Source organism: Xanthomonas sp. NCPPB 901, from assembly GCF_056725085.1.
Genome location: NZ_CM161511.1, coordinates 202,064 through 224,228 on the forward strand (window position 1 = coordinate 202,064; position 22,165 = coordinate 224,228).

Here is a 22,165-nt window from a genome sequence, read left to right on the forward strand (position 1 = left end):
CGCATGCGCGCGGCCGCTGCGCCGTATGTGGGAATGTTTTCTGTGGGAGGGACTTCAGTCCCGACGCGCGGTGTTGCCGGTACCTGAGAATCAGGACCACGCGACCTTGCCACACGGGCAGTGGTCCAAAGATGTTCCCCGGAAGTCATTCGGCAGTCCGGCGCGATGACGACATCCGAGGTCGCGGCTGAAGCCGCTCCTACGCAAAGCGGATGATGGTGTTGCAGGAGCGGCTTCAGCCGCGACGCTTCTACGCCGCACACCAAGCATCCCTTGGCCTGCGTCATCGCGCCACGTACCGGCACCGCCCCCCACGGCGATGCCAATGCGCCTGGCTGCCTCAGGCCGCCTGCACGATATGCAGCGCCTTCGGATTGCGCCAGGTCGCCAGCAGCCGCGCTTCGCGCTGCTTGGCGTCGTGCAGGTGCGCTTCCTTGACGTGGCCATAGCCGCGGATGTGTTCCGGGATGCTGGCGATCTGCACCGCCAGCGCCAGGTTGTCCGCCTGCAGCCGCTGCAGCAGTTCGTCCACGGTGGCGACGTAGTCCACGATCAACTGCCGTTCGCCGCGCCGCTCGGCGCTGTAGCCGAACACGTCGAAGGCGCCGCCGCGCAGCCGGCGCAGCTTGGCCAGCCACTTGAACGCAGTGAACATCCACGGGCCGTATTCGCGCTTGCGCAGCCGTCCCTGCGCGTCCTTCTTCGCCAGCAGCGGCGGCGCCAGGTGGAAGCGCAGGCGGTAGTCGCCTTCGAACTGCGCCTGCACCTGCTGCGCGAACGCACCGCTGGTGTACAGCCGCGCCACTTCGTACTCGTCCTTGTAGGCCATCAGCTTGAACGCGTAGCGCGCCACCGCTTCGGTCAGCGCGGTCGAGGCCGGGGCGACGCGCTGCTCGGCGGCACGCACGCGTTCCACCAGCGCGGTGTAGCGCGCGGCGTAGGCGGCGTCCTGGTAATCGACCAGGCAGGCATGGCGGCGCGCGATCAACTCGTGCAGCGAGCGCGACAGGCGGCTGTCGTCCAGCGGCGCGTGCCCGGCCTCGCCGCTGTCGGCGGCCGCCGGCAGCTCGCGCGGCGGACGCGGGTTGGACGGATTGCGCGGCGCGGCGCTGGCGCCGGCCTCGTGGCCTTCCCACTCGCCTGGCGGCAGTTGCTGCAGGCCCGGCGCCTGGCCGTCGCGCTCGGCCGCGGCCGGGTCGGGCAGGCCGGCCGCGCGCTGCACCGCCGGCAGGTCCAGCGCCGCCAGGCGGCCCCAAGCGAAGGCCTGCTGGTTCATCGCCACCGCCGCGCCGTTGAGCTCGATCGCGCGCATCAGCGCCGCATGCGACAGCGGCACCAGGCCCTGCTGCCAGGCGTAGCCGAGCATGAACAGGTTGCTGGCGATGGCGTCGCCGAGCAGGGCGGTGGCCAGTTGCGTGGCGTCGAGCAGCAGCGGATCGCGCCCGCCCAATGCCAGGCGCACGCCGGCGATGATCTCGGCCGCCGGGAACTGCATGTCCGGATGCGTGGTGAAGGTGCCGGGCATCGCCTCGTAGCTGTTCAGCACCACCTGCGAGCGGTCGCCGCGCACCTTCGACAGCGCCCAGTAGTCGTTGACCACCACCATGTCGCAGCCCAGCACCAGGTCGGCCTCGCCGGCGGCGATGCGCACCGCGTGCAGGTCCTCCGGTTGCCGCGCAATGCGGATATGCGTGGTGACCGCGCCGCCCTTCTGCGCCAGGCCGGTCTGGTCGAGCACGCTGGCGCCCTTGCCTTCCAGGTGCCCGGCCATGCCCAGCAGCGCGCCGATGGTGACCACACCGGTGCCGCCGACGCCGGTGATGAGGATGTTCCAGGGCTGGCTCAGGTCGCTGCGGAAGGTCGGTGCCGGCAGTTGCGCCAGCAGCGCCGCGGCGTCGGCCTTGCGGCCCTTGCGCGGTTGCCCGCCATGCACGGTGACGAAGCTGGGGCAGAACCCGGACACGCAGGAGTAGTCCTTGTTGCAGCTGGACTGGTCGATCTGGCGCTTGCGCCCGTATTCGGTCTCCTTCGGCAGCACCGACACGCAGAAGCTCTTCTCGCCGCAATCGCCGCAGCCTTCGCAGACCAGCGAGTTGACCAGCACGCGCTTGGGCGGATCGGCCAGCTTGCCGCGCTTGCGCCGGCGCCGCTTCTCGGTGGCGCAGGTCTGGTCGTAGATCAGCACGCTGGTGCCCTTGACCTCGCGCAGGCGCCGCTGCACCGCGTCCAGCTCGCTGCGGTCGTGGAACTCCACGTCGCTGGGGAACAGCTCGCGGCGCCGCGTCCACTTGCCGATGTCGTCGCTGACCAGGGCGATGGTGTGCACGCCTTCGGCGCGCATCTGCCGGGCGATGTCGGGCACGCTGAGGGTGCCGTCCACCGGCTGCCCGCCGGTCATCGCCACCGCGTCGTTGTAGAGGATCTTGTAGGTGATGTTGACCCCGGCGGCGATCGACTGGCGGATCGCCAGCGAGCCGCTGTGGAAGTAGGTGCCGTCGCCCAGGTTCTGGAACACGTGCGGGGTGTCGGTGAACGGCGCCTGCCCGGCCCAGGTGACGCCTTCGCCGCCCATGTGGGTGAAGGTGTCGGTGGCGCGGTCCATCCACGTCACCATGTAGTGGCAGCCGATGCCGGCCATCGCCCGCGACCCCTCCGGCACCACCGTGGAGGTGTTGTGCGGACAGCCGGAGCAGTAGTGCGGCACGCGCGGGAAGTTGGCGCGCGGCAGCGCCATCTCCGCTTCCTTGGCGTCCATCCAGCGCAAGCGCTGCTCGATCGACGCGGTGTCGAGCGCGGCCGACTGCGGCAGGCGCAGGATGCGCTTGCCGATCACCCCGGCGATGGTGGCCGGGGTCAGTTCGCCGGTGGACGGCAGGATCCATTCGCCGGCCTCGTCGTACTTGCCGACGATGCTCGGGCGCGGGCCGGCGCTGGGCGGCCAGTTGTAGAACTGCTCCTTCATCTGCCGCTCGATGAAGGCCTTCTTCTCCTCCACCACGACGATGTCCTGCAACCCACGCGCGAACGCGGCGATGCCCAGCGGCTCCAGCGGCCAGGTCATGCCGACCTTGTACACGCGGATGCCGATGCGCGCGCAGGCGTCCGCGTCCAGGCCCAGGTACTCCAGCGCCTGCAGCGCGTCCAGGTAGCTCTTGCCGGTGGTGACGATGCCCAGCCGCGCCTGCGGCGCGTCCATCACCGTGCGGTCGATGCCGTTGGCGCGGGCGAAGGCCTGCGCGGCGCGCACCGCGTAACGGTGCAGGCGCATTTCCTGGTCCAGCGGCGGATCCGGCCAGCGGATGTTGAGGCCGCCCGGCGGCAGTTCGAAATCCTCCGGCAACACGATCTGCCGCGCGAACGGGTCCACCTGCACCGAGGCCGAGGATTCGACCGTCTCGGCGATGGTCTTGAAGCCGATCCAGCGCCCGGTGTAGCGGCTCATCGCCCAGCCGAGCAGGCCCATGTCGAGGATGTCCTGCACCCCGGCCGGATTGAGCACCGGCATCATCGCGCTGACGAACTCGTCCTCCGAGCCGTGCGGCAGGGTCGAGCTGCGGCAGGCATGGTCGTCGGCGGCCAGCGCCAGCACGCCGCCGTGGCGCGAGGTACCGGCGGCGTTGCCGTGCTTGAACACGTCGCCGCAACGGTCCACGCCCGGGCCCTTGCCGTACCACATGGCGTACACGCCATCCACGCGCGCGCCGGGGAACAGGTTGGTCTGCTGCGTGCCCCAGACCATGGTCGCGCCCAGGTCCTCGTTGAGCCCGGGCTTGAACACCACGTTGGCCGCGTCCAGGTGCTTGCGCGCGCGCCACAGTTCCAGGTCGAACCCGCCCAGCGGGCTGCCGCGGTAGCCGCTGACGAAGCCGCCGGTGTTCAGCCCGGCGGCGCGGTCGCGCAGCTGCTGCATCAGCGGCAGCCGCACCAGCGCCTGCACGCCGGACAGGTAGATGCGGCCGTCGGTACGGGTGTACTTGTCTTCCAGCGTGTAGCTGGTATCCACGCCGTCGGCAGCCGCTGCGGCGGGGGAGGACGATGGACGCGGATCGGCGATGCGGTTCATGGCTTGCCCGGAAATGGAAGGCTGGCGGGCGCGCAGCACCGGCCGCGCGCGATCGCTCCAATTGTATCAGCGGCGATTTTTGCGCCGGTTCTCGTCCATGCCGGCGCGGGCGGGGTAGGATTGGCCCTGGGTGAGGGGATCACCTCCAGGGGATTGCAGCAGTGAAGGCATACACATACGCAGTGGCCGCGATGCTGGCCTGCATCGGTCTGGCCACCGCGGCCAGCGTGCGGGCGCAGGCATTGCCGGCACCGAAAGAGTTCTATTTCGACGAGGACCGCGGCACCACCCGTCCGGTCACCGCCATCGCCGGCAGCGGCGAGGCGCTGGTGGATCGTCTGGCCAGTACCGTGCAGCGCGACCCCAACGCCAACGAGGCGCGCGCGCAGCTGGCCGGCATCGCCATGGCCGGCGGTCGCCAGGAACTGGGCGAGCAGTTGTACCAGGCCGCGCTGCATGGGCTGCCGGCCGGCGTGCAGCGGCGCCAGGTGCAGTGGAACTATGGCTGGGACCTGCTGCGTGCCGGCGACCCGGCGCGCGCGCTGGCGCAGTGGAGCGCCCTGGTCAACGGCCGTCCGGCGGCGCCGGACTGGATCCCGCCGACCCTGGCGCTGGTGTTGTGGCGCTTGCAGCGCAAGGACGAGGCGGTGAAGTGGTACGCCGCGGCGGTGCGGACCTGGCCCGACAAGTGGGGCGCGGGCGCGGATTTCGCCGCGTTGCTGCCGGCCTGGCGCGACGACGAGCGCGCCACTCTTGCCGAAGTGCAGGCCGCCTGGAAGGCAGCGCCGCCGGCCTGGCCCTGACGGGCGCACAACGCGCCATCTGAGGCGGGACGGAGCGCGCCTCGAGGCGAGCGTCGACGGCGCGCATGGAGGGCGCCGTCGCGTTCCCTGCCGTTCGACGCACAACGCACGTGGGCGTCCCAACGCATCGCGCCGCGCGTGATGCTGCCCTCGCAGGCTTGGCCACCGCGGCGCTGGTGGACCGCCGCGTCCGCCGCGTTGCGGAGCGCGATCGCCATCTTGCTGTGCCATGCGCCGGCACGTGGACGCGGCCGCGCCTCCATCGCGTCCACGCAGCGCATGCGATGATACGCGCCGAGTCTCGTCGAGTTGCGTTGTCCCGATGGCCTTCGATGCCTTTGCCCTGATTCTGGCCATGCTGGCGCTCGGCAAGCTGTTCGCGCGCCTGCGCGTCCTGCCGGCCAACACCACCGAAGTGCTCAACGGCGTGGTGCTGTACCTGTGCCTGCCGGCCTCGGTGCTGATCTACGTGCCGCGCCTGCAACTGGATCTGCAACTGCTTGGGCTGGTGCTCACCCCATGGCTGCTGACCGGGGTCAGCGCGCTGGCGATGCTGGCCCTGCGCGGTCCGCTGCGGCTGCGCCGCGAGCAGCAGGCGGTGCTGCTGCTGTGCGTGGCGCTGGGCAACACCAGCTTCATCGGCTACCCGATGGTGCGCGCCCTGCTCGGCGAGGCGACGCTGCCGTATGCGGTGGTCTACGACCAGTTCGGTACCTTCGTGCTGCTGTCCAGCTTCGGCCTGTACGTGCTGGCGCGCTACAGCGGCGAGGCGCCGCCGTCGCCGCGGCAGACCCTGCAGCGCATGCTGCGCTTCCCGCCGCTATGGGCGCTGGCGTTCGCGTTGACGCTGATGCCGGCGCAGCCGCCGGCCTGGATCGCCTCCGGCCTGCAGCACCTGTCCGACGCGATGCTGCCGCTGGTGATGCTGGCGGTCGGCTTCTCGCTCCAGTTGCGGCTGCCGCGCGAGGAACTGGCGCCGCTCGCCGCCGGCCTGATGCTGAAACTGCTGCTGCTGCCCGCCCTGGCCTGGCCGCTGTCGTGGGCGCTGGGCCTGCGCGGGCAGGCGCTGCAGGCCAACGTGCTGGAATCGGCGATGCCGACCATGATCACCGCCGCGTTGCTGGCGATCTCGCATCGCCTCGCCCCGCGCCTGGCCGCGGCCCTGGTCGGTTACGGGATTCTGCTGTCGCTGGTGACCTTGCCGGCCTGGGCGTGGTTGTTGGGGGCGTTGCGGTAGCGGGACGTTCGATGCGGTCGCGCAACGTCCGCCACTGGCGCACTTGGGTATCGAAGACCCGCACGTCGTCGTCGACCAGCTTCGCCCAATCCAGCTTCTCGCCGAGCAGTTGCTCGGCGATGCGCACGGGGTCTGCTTCGAAACCGCGCCCCAGTGCTTCCGAGTAGCGGAGCCGGAAGTCGGCGCTATCCTCCTGGCTCAGCGTGTAGAGCTTGACCGCGATCAGGCCGGCATAGAGATAGTTCGCCAGATAGAGCGGGTCCTGATAGAAGAGCCGCTTGCTTTCCCACGCCCCGGCAAGCTCTGGATGCTGGTGTGGCCAAAGTTCGTAGTCGGACAGGATGGATGCGGTAAGCGCATCGAGGTCGGACGCGGAGCCGATGCTGTGGTCCAGAACACCACGATAGATCGCGTCTTCGAGCTGCGCCTCTTCGGCGGATGTGAACAGTTGCAACGCCAGATCGTTTACCAGGCTTTTGCGGTAATACTCCTGCATCCTTGGATCCTTCGCATCCCGGGCAAGCTGGTCGCGGAACAGCAGCTCGTCGAGGATCGCAAACGCCTCCATCAGCCAAGCCGGGCCGTTGCGGTTCAAGGGAGATGCGCTGTGCGCGTTCATGAACTGCCCATGCACTGCATGGGCGGCTTCGTGCACGATTTCGACATCGCTTTCCAGATCTGGTCGGCGATATCCGACGAACAGAATGGATGGGGTTCCAGGAGCGGTGATGGAGAAGGCGTCCATCGCCCGGGCTCCACGCTGCGTGGAGACATCCATGCGCCGACCATCCGGGTCCAGAATCGCCGAGATCTCTGCCGCATGACGTTCGCCCAATCGATTAGTCGCGCGACGCGCCACCTGTTGCAGTTGGGAGAGCGAGAGTGTGTGGTGTGCGTCGCCTTGCGGGGCGGTCACATCCCAGGGATGCAAGGCTTCCGGCTTGTCGGCCGTGGTCGCCGCACCCAGCAACGCTTGGTATGCCTTTAGAGATGGAGAATGCTGCTGCATGGCCAGAACAGTGGTCTTCACGTCCGCCGACGTGAGTCCCATGGTCGAATACGCAGCATCGGCGGCATTCCCGTATCCCCTGGCAACGGCTGTGCCGTTCTTGAGATCGACGATTCCCAGCAGAATCTCCGCCAAGATCTGTTTCCTGGACTGAAGGCCGGACCAATAACTCTCCCAGGCTGCCTGTCGGGTCGAGGCCTCGGGAGAGGCCATCAGTGTTTTGTAGTCGAAGAACGCGTTGAGCGACCGATCGCCGGAGCGGATGCTGGAAAAATCGGTGGAGCGAAGCGTCAAGCCATAGAGACCCTGTAAACGATCCAGCGCGTTCTCCGACGCTTGCGCAAGAGCATCGTTGTCCTGAGAAAGCCTGTGCACTTGGTCACGCTCGGCTTTCATGCGCAGATAGGCATACGGTTGCGTCCAGGGCGCTGTCGCGGACGCGCGCAGCAGCTCGCGTTTGGCGTCGCCGGATGCCTGCGAACAGAGTGCCTCCGTCTGATCCAGTGCTTGTCCCGCCGCTGCGTCGTCGGTGTCGCGCGCATGGATCAGTTCGTGATAGGCGTAGTGCTTCAGGCAGTCGCCAAAAATGCGCTCGAATTCGGAAAATGCCTCTTGCGTCGCCGACGCCAGTTCAGTCCGGTGCTGAAGCTGCGTAAGGCGCCCCTCAAGCGCCCTGCGCGAGGCAAGTTCCTCCGCAGAGGAGGCAAAGAATCTGGACGCGTCGGCGGAGCGAGAGCCGGGGGACTGCGGCAACGGCGCATTGGCGGCGGAGTGAGCGGGCGAGATATACGAGCACAGCGCGAGCAGCCAGTACCGGGAAATCCATAGCGATATCTTGTCGATCATCTGCCTTCCACCGAATGCACGGCATGCCATCTTACCTAGGGCTTGTCACCAAATCCCGGGCAGGTCGCGCCGTCCTTGCGCGTGCCCGAGCAAGGACGCAGTCCTGGGCACGCGCAAGAGCGGCCCTTCGGGTTGACGCTGCAAGGCCGCCATCTTCGCGCCGCATGGCTTGACCTGGAGGCCAGGCCCGCGACACGCGACGCAAACCTGGGGGCCTTGCATTGCAGTGCTAACGCGGCCTTCCGGGATTGATGACAGGCCCTAGGCGCTTCTCAAGGTCACGATGGGGGCGCTTTTGGCCGCACGACTCGCCGGAAGCCACGCCGCCGCCTGACCCAAGGCGCAGATCAACGGAAAGCCCACCAGCAGGAACAAGGGATCGATTCTGGGTACGGCATAGAGTCGCGAGACCTGCACGTTCACCAGAACCGCCAGAATCGTGCCCAGCATGGCGCCAGAGCCGGTCAGCAACAGGTTCTCGAGCAGGAAGTATCTGACGATGTCCTTGTAAGAAGCTCCAAGCGCTCTGCGAATGCCGATATGCAGATAACGCTGCCTTACCCAAAAACTGGCAATGCCATGGATGCCGATACCAGTGACCAGCAACAGCGAGGCGCCGGCACTGAGAAAGATGATCGCCATGGTCCTGTCGCGCCGGAAATAGTCCGAGCGCAGGTCAGTGAAGCGCATGGCGCGGGGAATCAGTCGATTTGCCTCCAGTGCCTGCAGTGAACGCAATCCGGAGCTGAGCACAGCCTGAAGTCTGGTCGGATCGGACCGGATGGCGTAGATCACGCGATGGCCATCGGGCACCAATGGGAGCAGCATGCTCAGGTCGTTGTCGGCATCTGTACGGAGCAGCGGTCTCGAGAGGTGTTGAACGACGCCGACGACATGCAGTGCATGCTTGCCGTCGACGTAGAATGTCTTGCCCACAGCACTTTCGGAGGGAAACAACTTCTTTGCCAGCGCGTCGGAGATGATGGCCTCGCCGGCCGCGTAGAGACCGGCGTAATCATTGTCGGCCGCCATCGGGACATAGGCTCCCGGGGAGAAATCCGAGCCGCCGACAAGACGCAGTCCAAGTACGCCGAGCGCATTGTGGGATACCCCGTAGATGGTGGGTTCCGCCTCGATGAGGCCTGCGAGATTGTTCTGATCCGAGACCTTGTTGGTGACTCCGACCGTCCAGTTGTTCTGGCTAAGGGGCAGCGAGTCGGTCGCGGCCACTGCGCTCACTCCGGGGATCTGCCGGAGCGCCTCAAGATCTGCGCGCACCGATGCGCTGACGTGCGTGGCCGCATCGCCGACGAAGTCGGTTTCAATCACCGCCAAGCCGCTTTCCTCCAGGCCGGTCTGGTAAGTCAGCGTCTGCACACGGCGCGTCAGTAGGAATACGATGTTCGTCACTGCCGCGGTGGTGATCACGACCTGAAGCAGCACGATGGCGACCAGCAGGCGATGTCTGAGCAAGCTGCGGAGGATAATCGGTAGTTGAGAGGCACTCATTCTGCTGCCTTGACCTGCATGACGATTCGGGTAGAGGCGGCACGCAACGCTGGCAAGGTAGCCGCAACCAGACTCGCCGCACAGGCAAGCAGCATGGTCAAGGCCACCATGGGCCAGTCCATCACCGCGAGATTTGCGTAGTCCTCCGGTTGCAGCCGGATCAGGTAGAGCCCGGCATTGGCGATCAACAGGCCGATCAGGCCGCCGAAAGCACCGATGACCAAGGCCTCGGTATAGAGCTGGATGACGATGTCCCTGCGCCTGGCGCCAAGCGCACGCCGCACAGCGACTTCATGCGTTCTTCTGATGAAGCGCGAAAACAGCAAGGCGCAGATGTTGATAAGGCAGACGAACAGGAAGGCAATCGACAGGCCGAGCTGCAGCTTGATCTCGTCCGGAATGATCTTGCGCTCCACCAGGAAGTCATGAAGTCGTTGCAAACGGGGGTGATGATGGCGTTCAAAACGGCCCGAACGAATCTGTTCCTGGACGTAGTTTTCGAGGAACCGAAGATAGTCGTCCCGTTCCTGTGGGGTCTGCGCCTGGATCCAGAATTGCAGCCATGCAGTTCGTGAATCCTCCATCTTGTTGGCACTGGCGGTAGACGCCCAGGAGAACATGTCGTTGCCGATCTTCAAGCGCAGGTCGATTGCCGTACGCAGCGGAATGAAGAAGTCGTCCTGGCCTTTGAAGGCGTCGCGCTGAAGGTCCGTATGGAATCGCGGACGCGGTGTCCAGTTGGCCACGGTGCCGATCACGCGAAAGGCTTGCCCGCCGAGCAGGATCTGGCGTCCGATCAGCGTGCCTGCAACTGCCATCCTGTCTCTGAGTGACTCGCTGATCACCACGACGCGGGCCCGTTCCTGCTCTTCCTCTTCCGTCCAGGTGCGTCCTTCCAGGACCGTCAAGCCGAACATCGAGAAGAGATTCGGGGTCGCGTACTGTCCGTCGACGAAGAAGGGCGCCGCTACCCCTCGCTGGGGATTGACCAGCAGATGCCCCGATGCGAGCGCAACTTGTGCCTTCGCCGGGCCTCGGCGCAACAGTTCCTGCGCATCTGTCCAGGTCAGCGCGATCCGCGGGTCCAGCGACGGCTTTGTCTGATAGGAAACAGGCAAGGGGTCGAGATAGGGGTGAAAGAGGTGCTCGTTGCGTCCGGGAAGAGGGTCCCAGGTCATGACCCGGACAACCGTGATCATCGCCATACTTGCGCCGACCCCCAGGGCCAGCGCCAGGACAAGCGCTGCACTCATGCCTCTGGTTTTCAGGACATTGCGCCGCGCCAGTCGCAGGTAGTACAGATACATGCCGAACTCGTCTCTGACTGTCCCTTCAGTGGAAGAATGTCGCATTGGTGGGGACAATGTCGACTGGTTCAATGCGTAGCCATGCGGTGCTATTCTGGGCCCGGCTATGCGTCTCCACCAAGTGCATCAGGCGAAAGTGCGACCCTTGCACACGCCGCGCCAGTGTCGAGAACTGTTCGTCGCTGAGGTGCTCGGTGAGGCCGACAGGCAGCTTGTTTCGATTCAGGTCCGCAACGATGCGCTCCAGGGCGAGATAGCTCAGGCGGTGGGTCGACGCGCTATCGATGAAGATGGATGAGGTAGGAGCCATCGATGGCAGGAATGCCCCGAGCAGTTTCTGGATGCTTTCGGGCGCATGATTGAAATCCGAGAACAACAGGTCGACGCCTTGCAGAAAGGCCTTGTCTCGAGCGACCTCCTGAAACTGGATGTCCTGGTGGTGGACGACCACATGCTCTTCCACTCCGGCCCAGCGCATTAGATTACCGATGAATCCCTCGAAGGTGATTCCGCCGCTCTTAGCGGAGGCGAGTTCCGAAATGGGGGCATCCATATCCGCCAGAAAGCGTTTGGAGGGTTCGCTGAGGTAGTGCGACCCGTTATCGTAGGTGTGGATTAAGCCACGGGCGTTTTCCTTCAAGGCTGCGGCCATCCACGCCGTGGACACGCCCAAGCCCGTGCCGAGTTCGATGATCAGCGACGGGCGCTCACGTTTGACGATGCTGTACAGAAGAACACATAGGTCTTCGCTGCCATACAACCACCCCATTCGCTCCCGTATCAGAAGCAACTGCTCAATGGCAGAACCTAGACGCAGCATTCGGATCGCTCCATTCGACTGAATTCACAGTGCGGCCAGACCGCAGCCATTCTTCCAATTCCGTCCCAAAGCTGGGCTTGGACGCGACCGACAGCAGATAAGGGGAGAAGGCGTAGAAACGCAGGTCCGTGCCTTCAGCGTAGAGCAGCACCTCGCCGAGTTCGGAATGGAAGGCCGAACGGGCAGCACAGCTGATCGATGCTATTCGAGCATGGTCGACATCGACGGCTTCCTGTGGGAAATGCACCGTATGGAAGTCATCTCCAAGAAAATATAAAATCACCGGCGTGCCGATTGGGCGCTCTACGTGGAACTGATGACGGTCCGCTTCGCTCGCCGGCAGGTGGCGCTCCTCCCGCCAATCGAAAAGCGACCATACGGATTTCTGTAGGGGAGAGGAAAATTCCGTGAGGTCCGAACGTTCGTAGCCGAATGCATAGGAAAATCTGGGAACCTGCAGATTCGGCAACGCGCGCCTGATGCCGAACCACTGGGCGTTTAGAGGAAGCAGGGACTTCGAAACACCCCTCACCCCGGTGTCGTGGGCGAGCGAGCGCCCGAGCAGGAATAGATCCTGCAGTCTGATGTGTAACCACCGCTCGTCGACCTGATGCTTGCGCAGAAACGCAATGAGTTGCGTGCCTGAAAGGCTGAAAACACGATTTATGATGCGCGCATCCCTGAAACGATCGCGAATTTCTGCCGGCACCTGCAGCTCTAGAATCTGGGGCCAGGCATGGGTCGACAGAAAGGGCAACAGTTCGTCGACGTGCATGACGCTGACCTGCTGGCTTGCCGCGCAGGCCGCCCCACAGGCGGCGACCGGGTCTTCGCTGTTCGAGTACACAATCAATGTTTGGTGGCTCATCGACGTCCCCGATAGGCGTATTCGCGCTTCATGTCGGTTTGCAGTGTGTCGATCATCTCGGCTATATCGCGATTCAGGCGCTTGCTGGACATGATGTTTTCGCTCAGTGGCTGTTCGATGAGAAAGCCAGCCGCGCACACGGCGAGTCGCTTGTGGATGTGATCGCGCACCGATTTGTCGGTGCCGCTCTCCATTTCCAGGTGGCGTTTCAGCAGGCGGTGGCAGATGTAGTAGACGAAGACGGCATGGATGAACGACGAGTTCGGAATTTGGTTGCCGGACCAGGGCGAGACCACCCGGTAGTTGTAGTCGTTGGCGACAAAGAACCCATTTGCCAACTCCCACGCAGCCAGAAAGTTGTGCGTGCTTTCGTGCATGATGCTTTCCATGCACGCTTCGACGCTGAGTTCGTGCTGGTGGATGTTCAGCAGGCGCAGCGAGCCCGGCTGCCTCGGAACATGCTCCGAGCCGTAGTGCCTCGGTCCGGTGTCGGTCCGCTCCTGCGATTTGCGCACGACGATGCGGCGCACGAAGTTGCGAATGATCATCCCGTAGAGCGGCTCTGCCCGATCGATCAGTTCGAGGGCGCGCGTGATTTTCGCGATCACATCGTCGCGCTCCTGGGCGGAGAGCGGCAAACAGGCCTGACTCAGTACGCCGGATCTTGGCTCGTGGTGTCTTGCAGATGGGCTGTCCAGGTCGATGGCAATGCAGCCACCTACCTTGGTGACTTCATGCACGGCCCAATGGCCATGGACATCGCGTTCGGCAAAACAGTCGCCAAGGGGGCTATAGACGGTCCATTGACGGCACTCTCTGAGATATGCGTCCTGAGCGCCGCTTGCGAGGTCCGCGATAGCGCATTCGCGTGATACCAGTCCATGAAGCGATGCCATGGCACGGCCAATCTCTTGCGTTGCCTCGAAGGAGCGCGCGCCCGGTTCATGTTGGCGCTTGCGCGCAGCATCCATCGCCAAATAGCATTCGCAGAATTCGGAACTCAGGAGCACGCGGGCTTGCCGTTCCGCGGGCAGCGACTGGTAGAGTTCACGGATCGTGCCGACGAACCCATCCTGCTCGTGGTCACGAAGCGCGTCATGCATGCGTGTGCGCATGCGGTGGAGACGTGCCCAGGCGATGCCGTCCACGATGTGCTCGGCTCGCTCGGTTGCCTTGGTCAATTCCATCAGGCAGAGAGGTCTGCTGATGTCGATATCAGGCGATTTGACTTGCGCGTTCATCAAGCGTGCTCCATGCGCGAATGAGGACGATGTCCGGTTCTTGACGGAGCGAGCCGTTGGGTTGGCCCGCTCCGCTGCAAGCTATTGCTCAGACGTCGAACTGTCCGGCATCGCTGCCGAGCTGCGCCGGGGCGGCCGAATCGACGATGGAGTGATGGTGATGGGAGCCGATGGAGTCGTCGTGGTGCCCGTCCGAAACCGCGAGCAGGTTGCTGGATTTCGCCGACTCTTCGAACTCTGCCATGGCGAGCGCGTTGAGGCTCGTCATCGACGTGGCCATGGACAGGGACTGGTCCACGCTGGGCGCAGTCGATGCCGGATTGGCGAGTGCCGAGCCGGCCGAAGCACCCACCACGAGCATGGTGAGGGTCGACAGCGTTTTGGAAAGGTTGCGGTTGTCCGTCATGATGAAATTCCCTTGGTTGTGAGAGTGGACATCAGTTTTGCGGTCCTGCCGCGCTCATTAAATGGCGCATCAAGCGTGATACGCGGACAGTGATGTCGCGTCACGCTGCCGCCTGCCGGACTAGAGCGCATCGATCACTGCGATTCAAGCGGGTTGCTGTGCAATGCACAGCAGGTCTGGCATGCCGGCATCGAGGGATGTCGAGGCACTGCGGCAGTTTTCGCCAATGTCGGGCCGACAGCCATTGTGCGCCGGTACCCGCGGCGGCCTGCCTGCATGGCGAGGTGGCCTCGGGCGCTGCCGGAATTTTTGCGTCGGCTCCGGCGTGGCGCAGACGTTGCTCGCTGCACGGGGGCTGGGGGACAAGGGATCTGCAGCACGAACGACGTGCGCGTCACGCGTCATGTCGATGCTGGATGCGCCGTGTCCTTTTGGATGGTCTGTCGCGGCGGCGGCCTGGCTTGCCGCGTCTTCCTCACCCGGATGGGTGCCAGACGCGCTATGCGAGCCCGGAAGAACATGTCGCGCCACTGGAGTCAGGAGGCGATCACTCCACGCGGATCCCGCGGACTGGTATCACAGGTACATTTCCGCATTTTCCATCAACGCAACGACGATCACGAGAAACGAGGTGGGAAGATGTTTTGAGAGTTCAACCATCTTGAACTCCAGTTTGGCGCGGGAATCGACAGGCATTCTTGGCACGGGTGCATCGAGCCCGAGCGCGAGCCAGTCCAGGCTGACGTGCAGCGCCTTGCTTAAAGCCTGCAGATGGGAGCGATTAGGTGAGAAGCTTTCATTGCGCTCCCAGTGACCAATCGTGGCGCGATTGACCCCAATAAGCTTCGAGAGCTGGGTTTGCGATAACCCTCGGCTTTTACGTGCGGAGCGAATTCTGCTCGCGATCGAGTCGGCATTCATCCTTTTGCCTGGCCCCCAGCCTGGATTGATTTGAGCCTGAGGCTCATGACATTCAGTCAGTCCGTTGGCGATCATACCGCGTGGGAACCGAATGCTTCGATGAATTTTGTGATTTTTATCCCATTTCAATTTTGAGTTGGGTGGCCAGTGAAGCAGCCCAGTGCTTTGCCCCCGACGGCGGCGGGACTCGCCGATGGCAGCCGGCCACGCGTCTGCTGTGCCGGCAGAGTGCGGCAGACCAATGCGGTCACCTGCGCCTTTTCAGGTGGCTAATCCGCCGGCACCGTGCGCCCGCTGGCCCAACTGCGCAAGGCCTGCACCTGTTCGGCCATCAGCACCGACAGCGGTCGGGTAGTGCGGATCTCCTGCATCAGCAGCTCGGTGTCCAGCGGCCGCTGTTCGGCATGCGCGGCATACAGCCCGGAGACGATCGCCTGCTCGATCTCCGCGCCGGAGAACCCGTCGGCGGCGGCGGCCAAGGGCGACAGCGCGAACGCGTCGGCGTGCAGCTGGCGCCGGGTCAGATGCAGGCGCAACAGCTCCACCCGGGCCTGCGCGTCGGGCAGGTCGACGAAGAAGATCTCGTCGAAGCGGCCCTTGCGCAGCAGCTCGGCCGGCAGCTCGTGCACCTGGTTGGCGGTGGCGACGATGAACACGCCGGCGCTGCCGTCGGCGCTGCCGCGTTCGGCCATCCAGGTCAGCAGCGTGCCGAGCACGCGCCGCGACACGCCGCCGTCCTCGCCGCCGCTGGCCAGGCCCTTCTCGATCTCGTCCATCCACAGCACGCACGGCGCCAGTTGCTCGACCGCGGCCAGCGCGTCGCGCAGGTTCTTCTCGGTCTCGCCGTGGTACTTGGCGTACAGCGCGCCCATGTCCAGGCGCAGCAGCGGCACGCCGAACCCGGCCGCGGTGGCCTTGGCCAGCATCGACTTGCCGCAGCCCTGCACGCCGAGCAGCAGCACGCCCTTGGGCGGGTCCAGCCCCGGCGGCGCGGTGCCGGCGAACACCGCGCGGCGCTGCGCGATCCACTGCTTGAGCCGGCGCGCGCCGGCCACGTCCTCGAAGCGCGTGGCATCGTTGTCGTACTGCAGATGGCCGCTGCGGTTGAGCAGTTCGAACTTGAGCTTGGCCAGCTGCGGCAGGTCCGCGGCGTTGAGCGCGCCGTCGGCGTAGATCAGTTGCCGGGCGATGCGCCGCGCGTCGATCAGGCTGAGTCCGCGCAGGTTGCGCAGGATCTGCTTGACCGCCTCGCCGTCGACCTCGACCCGGCGTCCGCCGAATTCGCGCGCGTAGCCCTGCGCCTCCTCCTGCACCATCTTCAGCAGCGCGTTGGCGTCGGGCAGGCGCGGATTGAAGCGGGTCGCCAGCGCCTCGAGTTCGGGCGGCAGTTCGATCCGCGTGCCGATCAGCACCAGCACGTGCGGCTGGCAGTGGCGGCGCTCGACGATGTCGCGCAGCAGGCGCTGGTGGCTGGCGTAGCCCAGGTACGGGGTGACGTCGAGCAACAGGTAGATGCCGCGCTGCTCGGCCTGCTTGATCGCCTGCAGCACCGCGCTGGCGTCCGGCGGCCCGCTCGGCGGGTCTTCGCGGTCCAGGTCGATGCGGCGCAGGCCCTCGGTGATCGACCAGCGGTGCAGGGCGCGCCAGACCTGCATCAGCGCCTGCCGGAACAGATCGACGATGCGCGCCTCTTCCTGCGTCTCGATCACGATCAGGGGCGTGTTGGCGCGGATCAGCGCGACCAGGTCCTGCAGCTCGCTCATGGCATCGGAAGGCGAAGGGGGCCGCCACGATAGCAAGCCCGGCGCCGGCCGGCGTGCTGCCGGCCGGCGTGCTGCATGTTGACTACCGGCTGACGTAGGGCCGGTGTACGCTCCGGCTTCTTCCCCGGAAGCGAGGCGTGCATGAAGACGATCCTGGTGGCCGGCTCCAAGGGCGGCGTGGGCAAGACCACGGTCGCCACGCACCTGGCGGCGTTCTATGCGCTGGCCGGCAAGCGCACGGTGTTGGCCGATGCCGATCCGCAGGGCTCCTCGACGCGTTGGGCCGAACGCCGCGCCGGGCTGGACAGCGCGGTGCTGCCGATCGACGCCAGTCGCAAGCGCACCTGGCGCGCGGCGCTGCCCGACGACGCGCAGCGGGTGATCGTCGACGCCGCCGCCGGCGCCATGGCCGAGGATCTGGCGCACTTCCTCGACGAGGCCGACGCGGTGGTGGTCCCGGTGATGCCGTCGGCGCTGGACATCGACGCCACCGTCGGCTTCCTCAACACCCTGGCCAAGGTGCCGCGGGTGCACCAGCGCAAGCTGCCGGTCGGGCTGGTGCTCAATCGCAGCAAGCCCTGGACCCACGCCACCCAGCAGGCGTTGGAGATGCTGGGCCAGTGGCCGTATCCGGTGGTGGCGCAACTGCGCGACAGCCAGGCCTACGTGGTGCTGGTGGGGCTGGGCCGCAGCCTGTTCGATTACCGCTCCGCCCAGGTCCGCGACCACCAGCAGGACTGGGAACCGTTGCTCAAGTGGCTCAAGAAGGCCTGACCGATGACCATCGTTTTGCGAGAAGTGATCCTGCTGCGCCATGCCCACGCCGAGCCGGCCGACACCGGCCAGGCCGATTTCGACCGGCCGCTGTCCCCGCACGGCCTGGCCGAGGCCGAGGCCGCCGGGCGTTGGCTGCTGGAGCAGCGGCTGGTGCCGGACCGGGTGCTGTGTTCGCCGGCGCGGCGCGCGCGCGAGACCCTGGAGGCGGTGCTGGGCCTGACCGGCTACGTCGAGCAGCGCCTGGAGCCGCGCATCTACGAGGCCACCTCGGGCACCCTGGCCGATCTGCTGGACGGCCATCGCGACGTCGAGCGGCTGCTGCTGGTCGGCCACAATCCGGGCCTGGAGCGGCTGGCGGCGCTGATGCACAGCGGCCAGTCGGGCGACTACCGCGGCATGCCCACCGCCAGCGTCGCCGTGCTCGGGGTGCCGCATGACGCGGCGATCGAGCCGGGCGTGGCGCGGTTGACCGCGTTCTGGTGGCCCTGAGCCGGCTGCGCAGGGCACTGCGTCCGGCGCTGCGCGCCGCGCTGCTGCCGTTGTGCCTGCTGTGCGCCGTCGGCCATGCGCAGGTGCAGCCGGCGTTGTTGGCGCCGGGCGAGTACGGCCTGGACCCGGCGCAGTCGCGCTTCGGTTTCGAGATCCGCACCCGCTTCGGCCAGCGCATCGAAGGCTTCTTCCCGCGCTACGAGGGCACCGTGCAGGTGCTGCCCGACGGCCGCCACCAGGTGCGCCTGCGCCTGTTCACCGCCTACGTGGAGATCCCCGGCAAGCCGCGCTACACCAGCTGGATGCGCGGCGAGGACTTCTTCGACGCGCCGCGCTACCCGACCGTGTCCTTCGATTCGCAGCCGTTCTCGCCGCAGGTGCTGGGCAGGGGCGGGCCGATCCCCGGCACCCTGAGCATCCGCGGGGTCAGCCACCCCGAGACGCTGACCGTCATGCCGGCCGCATGCACCCGCCCAGGCTATGATTGCGACGTCATCAGCCGCGGTACGGTATTGCGTGGACGTTACGGAATGGACAAATGGGATCTGGCCTTGAGCGACCGGGTCACGTTCGTGCTGCGCGCACGCCTGACCGAGGCGGCCACTCGGTGACATCGCGATGGATGCGGGTGCTGGTGGTGGTGGCGCTGCTGCTGGGCAGCGGCTGCGCGAGCCTGTCGCAGGCGCAGCACAACCGCGCCGTGGCGATCGCCGAGGCCGCGCGCGACCGCCAACTCGACTGCACGCGCGGGGACCATTGCGCGTTGGCCTCGCCGCTGCGCGGGCTGGCCGGCAAGGCCTTCGCCCAGTCCGCCGACGGCGCCCCGCGGCACTACGCCACCATCCTCGACCACGGCGAAGAGGCGCTGGTGGCGCGGGTCAACCTGATCCGCAGCGCCAGCCGCAGCATCGACCTGCAGACCTACATCTTCGACAAGGACGACAGCGCGCGGCTGGTGATGGACGAACTGCTGGCCGCGGCGCGGCGCGGGGTCAAGGTGCGGGTGCTGATCGACCAGCTCTCGGCGATCTCCGACCTGCAGATCCTCGGCGCGCTGGCCGGCGCGCACGAGAACTTCTCGCTGCGCATCTACAACCCCACCTTCGGCCTGGCCAAGCCCAACTATTTCCACTACGCCGCCAGCGTGCTGTGCTGCTTCCGCCGCTTCAACCAGCGCATGCACAACAAGCTGCTGGTGATCGACGATGCGATCGGGGTGGTCGGCGGGCGCAACTACCAGGACGATTACTTCGACTGGGACGCCGAGTACAACTTCCGCGACCGCGACGTGCTGGTCGCCGGCCCGGTGGCACGCACCATGGCCGCCAACTTCGACGCCTACTGGGCGGCGCGGCGCAGCGTGCCGGTGGCGCGGCTCAACGACGTCGGCAGGCTGCTGCTGCGCGAGGGCGTGCCGGCGATGCCGCCGGCGCAGTTCCTGCGTCCGGAGCGGGTGCAGCGGGTCAGCGAGGAGGCGGCCGATCCGGCCTTCGTCGAGAACGCCTTCGTGTTGCCGGCGTTGCCGGTCAAGCATGTGGACTACGTCGCCGACCTGCCGCAGAAGCACCGCCGCGAACACGGCCCCAAGGCCATTTCCACTGCGCCCAGGCTCGACCGGCTGATCGCCGGCGCGCGCGAGGAAATCATGCTGCAGACGCCGTACCTGGTGCTGTCGGACCCGGCGCAGGAGATCTTCCGCGACCTGCGCAAGCGCACCCCGCCGCCGCGCGTGGTGGTGGCCACCAACAGCCTGGCCGCCACCGACAACCCGGTGGTGTACGCGCTGTCCTACAAGTACAAGCGCCGCAACCTGCGCGAACTGGGCTTCGACATCTACGAATACAAGCCGTTCCCGCTGGATGCGCCGGTGGACTACGCCAACCTGCTGCCGGCGCCGTTGCAGGGCGAGGTGCCGTCCGCGCCGGCCGGCGGCGAGCGCGGCGAGGCTGCCGGCAGCGGGCGCAACACGTTGCTGGGCGGCAGCGCCGCCGGGCGCAGTTCGCTGCTCGGCAGCGGCAGTGGCGGGCCGTCCGGCGGCCGCGGCGACGGCAGCCAGGTCGCGCGCCGCGTGCTGCGCACCGAGACCCGCCCGTCCTACCTGAGCCGGCGCATCGCCAACCGGCCGCTGCCGGTGACCCGCGAGGGCGCGCGCATGGGCCTGCATGCCAAGTCGCTGGTGGTGGACCGCCGCGTCGGCGTGATCGGCACCCACAACTTCGACCCGCGCAGCGAGACCTACAACACCGAGGGCGCGGTGATCGTCGACGATCCGGCGTTCGCGCAGGCGCTGGCGGCCAGCATCGGCCGCGACATCGAGCCGGAGAACTCCTGGGTGGTGGCGCCGCGGGTCAAGCCGCCGGTGCTGTCGGGCCTGAACTACAGCATGGGCAAGGTCTCCGAGGCGCTGCCGGTGCTGGATTTCTGGCCCTGGCGCTACGCCACCGACTACGAATTCCAGCCCGGCCCCGACTGCCCGGCGCCGCTGACCCGGCGCGACCCGGGCTTCCATCGCTGCTACAGCGCGGTCGGCGACTTCCCCGAGGTCAACGTCGGCCCCAAGTGGCTGCTGGTGCGGATGCTGACGGCGTTCGGCTCGGGGCTGGTGCCGATTCTTTGAGGGGCGGGGATTGGGGATTCGGGATTGGGGATGAGCAGCCATTCGGCTGCTGAAAAGCCGGGAGCCGCAAAAGCAAGTCCCCGCGACCGGATGCCCCCTGCAGGCGCGATAATGTCAGTGCCGGGGATGCCGCTGTTGCCAATCCCCAATCCCCAATCCCCAATCCCGGCCCCCCCAATGTCCTTTCGCGAACCCGCCGATCTCGCCGTCCTCAACGCCGATTGCCGCGACACCCTGATCGCGCACCTGGGCATCGTCTTCACCGAGGCCGGGCCGGACTGGCTGCGGGCGACGATGCCGGTGGATGCGCGCACGCGGCAGCCGTACGGGCTGCTGCACGGCGGCGCGTCGGTGGTGCTGGCCGAGACCCTGGGCAGCACCGCCGGCAACCTGTGCGTGCAGCCGGGGCGGATCTGCGTGGGCCTGGAGATCAACGCCAACCACCTGCGCAGCGCGCGCAGCGGCACGGTCACCGGCACGGCGCGGCCGCTGCACGTGGGCCGGTCCACCCAGGTGTGGGAGATCCACATCGAGGACGCGGCGGGCAAGCCGGTGTGCGTGTCGCGGCTAACCCTGGCGGTGGTGGACCGCGGCTGACGCCGTGCGCGCGGCGCGCGCGTCTTCAGGGTGACACAATTCTCCGTTAGGCCCCCGCTTCCGGTACCCTTATCCCAATGAGCGAGTTCTCCCCACCCGCCATGCGCCAATACGGTGGGGCGCTGCGCTGGGTTCGTTACGGCTACCGCGTGCCGCTGCTGGCGTTGCACGTGCTGTTGTCGCTGCCGTTCCTGCTGGTGTGCATGGCGCTGTCGCCCGGCCGCGCCGGCACCGAGTCCTTCGGCGACCGCGTGGTCTGCTGGTGGTCGACCTGGCTGCTGCGCATCTTCGGCCTGCGCGTGCGCCGCATCGGCACGCCGCTGCCCAACCCGGCGCTGTTCGTCGCCAACCACGTCAGCTGGATCGACATCGTGATGCTGCACAGCCAGCGCATGATGGGCTTCGTCGCCAAGCGCGAGATCGCCGGCTGGCCGCTGGTCGGCTGGCTGGCCACGCGTGGGCAGACCATCTTCCACCAGCGCGGCAGCACCGAGTCGCTGGGCGGGGTGCTGCAGGCGATGCTGGAGCGGCTGCGTTCCGGGCGCTCGGTCGGGGTGTTCCCGGAAGGGCGCACCCGCAGCGGCCAGGACGTGGGGCCGTTCCACGCGCGCATCTTCCAGGCCGCGGTCGAGGCCGAGGTGGCGGTGCAGCCGGTGGCGCTGCGCTACGGCGCCGGCGGCTCGGCGCAGCAGATCGTCGCGTTCGGGCCGCACGAGAGTTTCTTCGCCAACTTCCTGCGTCTGCTCGGCGAGCCGGGGCGGGTGGCCGAGGTGCATTTCCTGGAGCCGATCCGGCTGCAGGACGTGGAGGGGCGCCGGCGCATCGCCGAGACGTCGCGCGCGCGCATCGTCACGGCAATGGCACAACCCTGAACGGGGCGACACCGAACGGA

Annotated in this window: 17 protein-coding genes and 1 pseudogene; 8 read left to right on the forward strand and 10 right to left on the reverse strand. The window is 66.6% G+C overall.

Annotated features, from left to right (window positions below; all coding sequences use genetic code 11):
- Positions 1-340: 340 nt before the first annotated feature.
- A complete protein-coding gene (locus AC1PME_RS00825) occupies positions 341-4,063 on the reverse strand; it encodes an indolepyruvate ferredoxin oxidoreductase family protein (protein ID WP_481097013.1) in 3,723 nt (1,240 codons plus the stop codon).
- A 191-nt stretch (positions 4,064-4,254) separates the two neighbouring features.
- On the opposite strand from AC1PME_RS00825, the gene AC1PME_RS00830 reads away from it, so the two are divergent.
- Positions 4,255-4,866, forward strand: coding sequence for a tetratricopeptide repeat protein (locus tag AC1PME_RS00830; protein WP_254461300.1), 612 nt, complete (start codon positions 4,255-4,257; stop codon positions 4,864-4,866).
- Positions 4,867-5,188: 322 nt separating this feature from the next.
- Positions 5,189-6,103, forward strand: a complete 915-nt coding sequence (locus tag AC1PME_RS00835; protein WP_481097014.1) for an AEC family transporter — start codon at positions 5,189-5,191, stop codon at positions 6,101-6,103.
- Between the two features lie 928 nt (positions 6,104-7,031).
- Here AC1PME_RS00835 and AC1PME_RS00840 read toward each other — a convergent pair.
- From AC1PME_RS00840 to AC1PME_RS00880, 9 genes and pseudogenes are all read right to left on the reverse strand, one after another.
- Positions 7,032-7,988, reverse strand: a pseudogene (locus AC1PME_RS00840) (gluzincin family metallopeptidase); the annotation flags it as partial.
- 231 nt (positions 7,989-8,219) lie between these two features.
- The gene (locus AC1PME_RS00845; RefSeq protein WP_481097015.1) at positions 8,220-9,467 is read right to left on the reverse strand and encodes an ABC transporter permease; all 1,248 of its coding nucleotides are present in this window, start codon (positions 9,465-9,467) and stop codon (positions 8,220-8,222) included.
- Positions 9,464-10,774, reverse strand: a complete 1,311-nt coding sequence (locus tag AC1PME_RS00850; RefSeq protein WP_481097016.1) for an ABC transporter permease — start codon at positions 10,772-10,774, stop codon at positions 9,464-9,466. Before AC1PME_RS00850 ends, AC1PME_RS00845 begins: the two co-directional genes overlap by 4 nt.
- 25 nt (positions 10,775-10,799) lie before the next feature.
- Entirely contained in the window at positions 10,800-11,594 is a 795-nt protein-coding gene (locus tag AC1PME_RS00855; RefSeq protein ID WP_481097017.1) for a class I SAM-dependent methyltransferase, read from the reverse strand.
- Positions 11,569-12,462: a hypothetical protein gene (locus AC1PME_RS00860; protein WP_254459852.1), complete on the reverse strand. Its 894-nt coding sequence runs from the start codon at positions 12,460-12,462 to the stop codon at positions 11,569-11,571. The genes AC1PME_RS00855 and AC1PME_RS00860 overlap by 26 nt, the downstream gene beginning before the upstream one ends.
- Positions 12,459-13,703 carry a hypothetical protein gene (locus AC1PME_RS00865; RefSeq protein WP_481097018.1) on the reverse strand — a complete coding sequence of 415 codons (1,245 nt, stop codon included), beginning with the start codon at positions 13,701-13,703 and terminating at the stop codon, positions 12,459-12,461. The genes AC1PME_RS00860 and AC1PME_RS00865 overlap by 4 nt, the downstream gene beginning before the upstream one ends.
- An 88-nt stretch (positions 13,704-13,791) precedes the next feature.
- Positions 13,792-14,109 carry a hypothetical protein gene (locus AC1PME_RS00870; RefSeq protein WP_254459854.1) on the reverse strand — a complete coding sequence of 106 codons (318 nt, stop codon included), beginning with the start codon at positions 14,107-14,109 and terminating at the stop codon, positions 13,792-13,794.
- A 576-nt stretch (positions 14,110-14,685) separates the two neighbouring features.
- The gene (locus AC1PME_RS00875) at positions 14,686-15,030 is read right to left on the reverse strand and encodes a helix-turn-helix domain-containing protein (RefSeq protein ID WP_254459855.1); all 345 of its coding nucleotides are present in this window, start codon (positions 15,028-15,030) and stop codon (positions 14,686-14,688) included.
- Positions 15,031-15,299: 269 nt separating this feature from the next.
- Positions 15,300-16,793: an AAA family ATPase gene (locus AC1PME_RS00880; protein ID WP_481097019.1), complete on the reverse strand. Its 1,494-nt coding sequence runs from the start codon at positions 16,791-16,793 to the stop codon at positions 15,300-15,302.
- A 141-nt stretch (positions 16,794-16,934) separates the two neighbouring features.
- Between AC1PME_RS00880 and AC1PME_RS00885 the strand changes: the two genes are divergently transcribed.
- The 6 genes from AC1PME_RS00885 to AC1PME_RS00910 all read left to right on the forward strand — a co-directional run bounded on the left by AC1PME_RS00885 (position 16,935) and on the right by AC1PME_RS00910 (position 22,145).
- A complete protein-coding gene (locus AC1PME_RS00885) occupies positions 16,935-17,567 on the forward strand; it encodes a ParA family protein (RefSeq protein WP_307547694.1) in 633 nt (210 codons plus the stop codon).
- Between the two features lie 15 nt (positions 17,568-17,582).
- A complete protein-coding gene (locus AC1PME_RS00890; protein ID WP_160947952.1) occupies positions 17,583-18,059 on the forward strand; it encodes a SixA phosphatase family protein in 477 nt (158 codons plus the stop codon).
- 59 nt (positions 18,060-18,118) lie between these two features.
- The gene (locus tag AC1PME_RS00895) at positions 18,119-18,670 is read left to right on the forward strand and encodes a YceI family protein (RefSeq protein ID WP_254461302.1); all 552 of its coding nucleotides are present in this window, start codon (positions 18,119-18,121) and stop codon (positions 18,668-18,670) included.
- Positions 18,671-18,681: 11 nt separating this feature from the next.
- On the forward strand, positions 18,682-20,676 hold the full coding sequence (locus AC1PME_RS00900) for a phospholipase D family protein (RefSeq protein WP_307552792.1): 1,995 nt from the start codon (positions 18,682-18,684) through the stop codon (positions 20,674-20,676).
- 177 nt (positions 20,677-20,853) lie between these two features.
- Positions 20,854-21,273: a hotdog fold thioesterase gene (locus AC1PME_RS00905; RefSeq protein WP_254459858.1), complete on the forward strand. Its 420-nt coding sequence runs from the start codon at positions 20,854-20,856 to the stop codon at positions 21,271-21,273.
- Between the two features lie 77 nt (positions 21,274-21,350).
- Positions 21,351-22,145 carry a lysophospholipid acyltransferase family protein gene (locus AC1PME_RS00910; RefSeq protein ID WP_254459859.1) on the forward strand — a complete coding sequence of 265 codons (795 nt, stop codon included), beginning with the start codon at positions 21,351-21,353 and terminating at the stop codon, positions 22,143-22,145.
- Positions 22,146-22,165 lie beyond the last annotated feature (20 nt).

What these genes read in the sequence shown, in the direction of transcription:
- AC1PME_RS00850 (WP_481097016.1), bottom strand. Translation starts at nt 10,774, where the DNA reads ATGTATCTGTACTACCTGCGACTGGCGCGGCGCAATGTCCTGAAAACC.
- AC1PME_RS00835 (WP_481097014.1), top strand. Translation starts at nt 5,189, where the DNA reads ATGGCCTTCGATGCCTTTGCCCTGATTCTGGCCATGCTGGCGCTCGGC.
- AC1PME_RS00825 (WP_481097013.1), bottom strand. Translation starts at nt 4,063, where the DNA reads ATGAACCGCATCGCCGATCCGCGTCCATCGTCCTCCCCCGCCGCAGCG.
- AC1PME_RS00855 (WP_481097017.1), bottom strand. Translation starts at nt 11,594, where the DNA reads ATGCTGCGTCTAGGTTCTGCCATTGAGCAGTTGCTTCTGATACGGGAG.
- AC1PME_RS00845 (WP_481097015.1), bottom strand. Translation starts at nt 9,467, where the DNA reads ATGAGTGCCTCTCAACTACCGATTATCCTCCGCAGCTTGCTCAGACAT.
- AC1PME_RS00885 (WP_307547694.1), top strand. Translation starts at nt 16,935, where the DNA reads ATGAAGACGATCCTGGTGGCCGGCTCCAAGGGCGGCGTGGGCAAGACC.
- AC1PME_RS00910 (WP_254459859.1), top strand. Translation starts at nt 21,351, where the DNA reads ATGAGCGAGTTCTCCCCACCCGCCATGCGCCAATACGGTGGGGCGCTG.
- AC1PME_RS00870 (WP_254459854.1), bottom strand. Translation starts at nt 14,109, where the DNA reads ATGACGGACAACCGCAACCTTTCCAAAACGCTGTCGACCCTCACCATG.
- AC1PME_RS00905 (WP_254459858.1), top strand. Translation starts at nt 20,854, where the DNA reads ATGTCCTTTCGCGAACCCGCCGATCTCGCCGTCCTCAACGCCGATTGC.
- AC1PME_RS00900 (WP_307552792.1), top strand. Translation starts at nt 18,682, where the DNA reads ATGCGGGTGCTGGTGGTGGTGGCGCTGCTGCTGGGCAGCGGCTGCGCG.
- AC1PME_RS00865 (WP_481097018.1), bottom strand. Translation starts at nt 13,703, where the DNA reads ATGAACGCGCAAGTCAAATCGCCTGATATCGACATCAGCAGACCTCTC.
- AC1PME_RS00880 (WP_481097019.1), bottom strand. Translation starts at nt 16,793, where the DNA reads ATGAGCGAGCTGCAGGACCTGGTCGCGCTGATCCGCGCCAACACGCCC.
- AC1PME_RS00875 (WP_254459855.1), bottom strand. Translation starts at nt 15,030, where the DNA reads ATGAATGCCGACTCGATCGCGAGCAGAATTCGCTCCGCACGTAAAAGC.
- AC1PME_RS00860 (WP_254459852.1), bottom strand. Translation starts at nt 12,462, where the DNA reads ATGAGCCACCAAACATTGATTGTGTACTCGAACAGCGAAGACCCGGTC.
- AC1PME_RS00830 (WP_254461300.1), top strand. Translation starts at nt 4,255, where the DNA reads ATGCTGGCCTGCATCGGTCTGGCCACCGCGGCCAGCGTGCGGGCGCAG.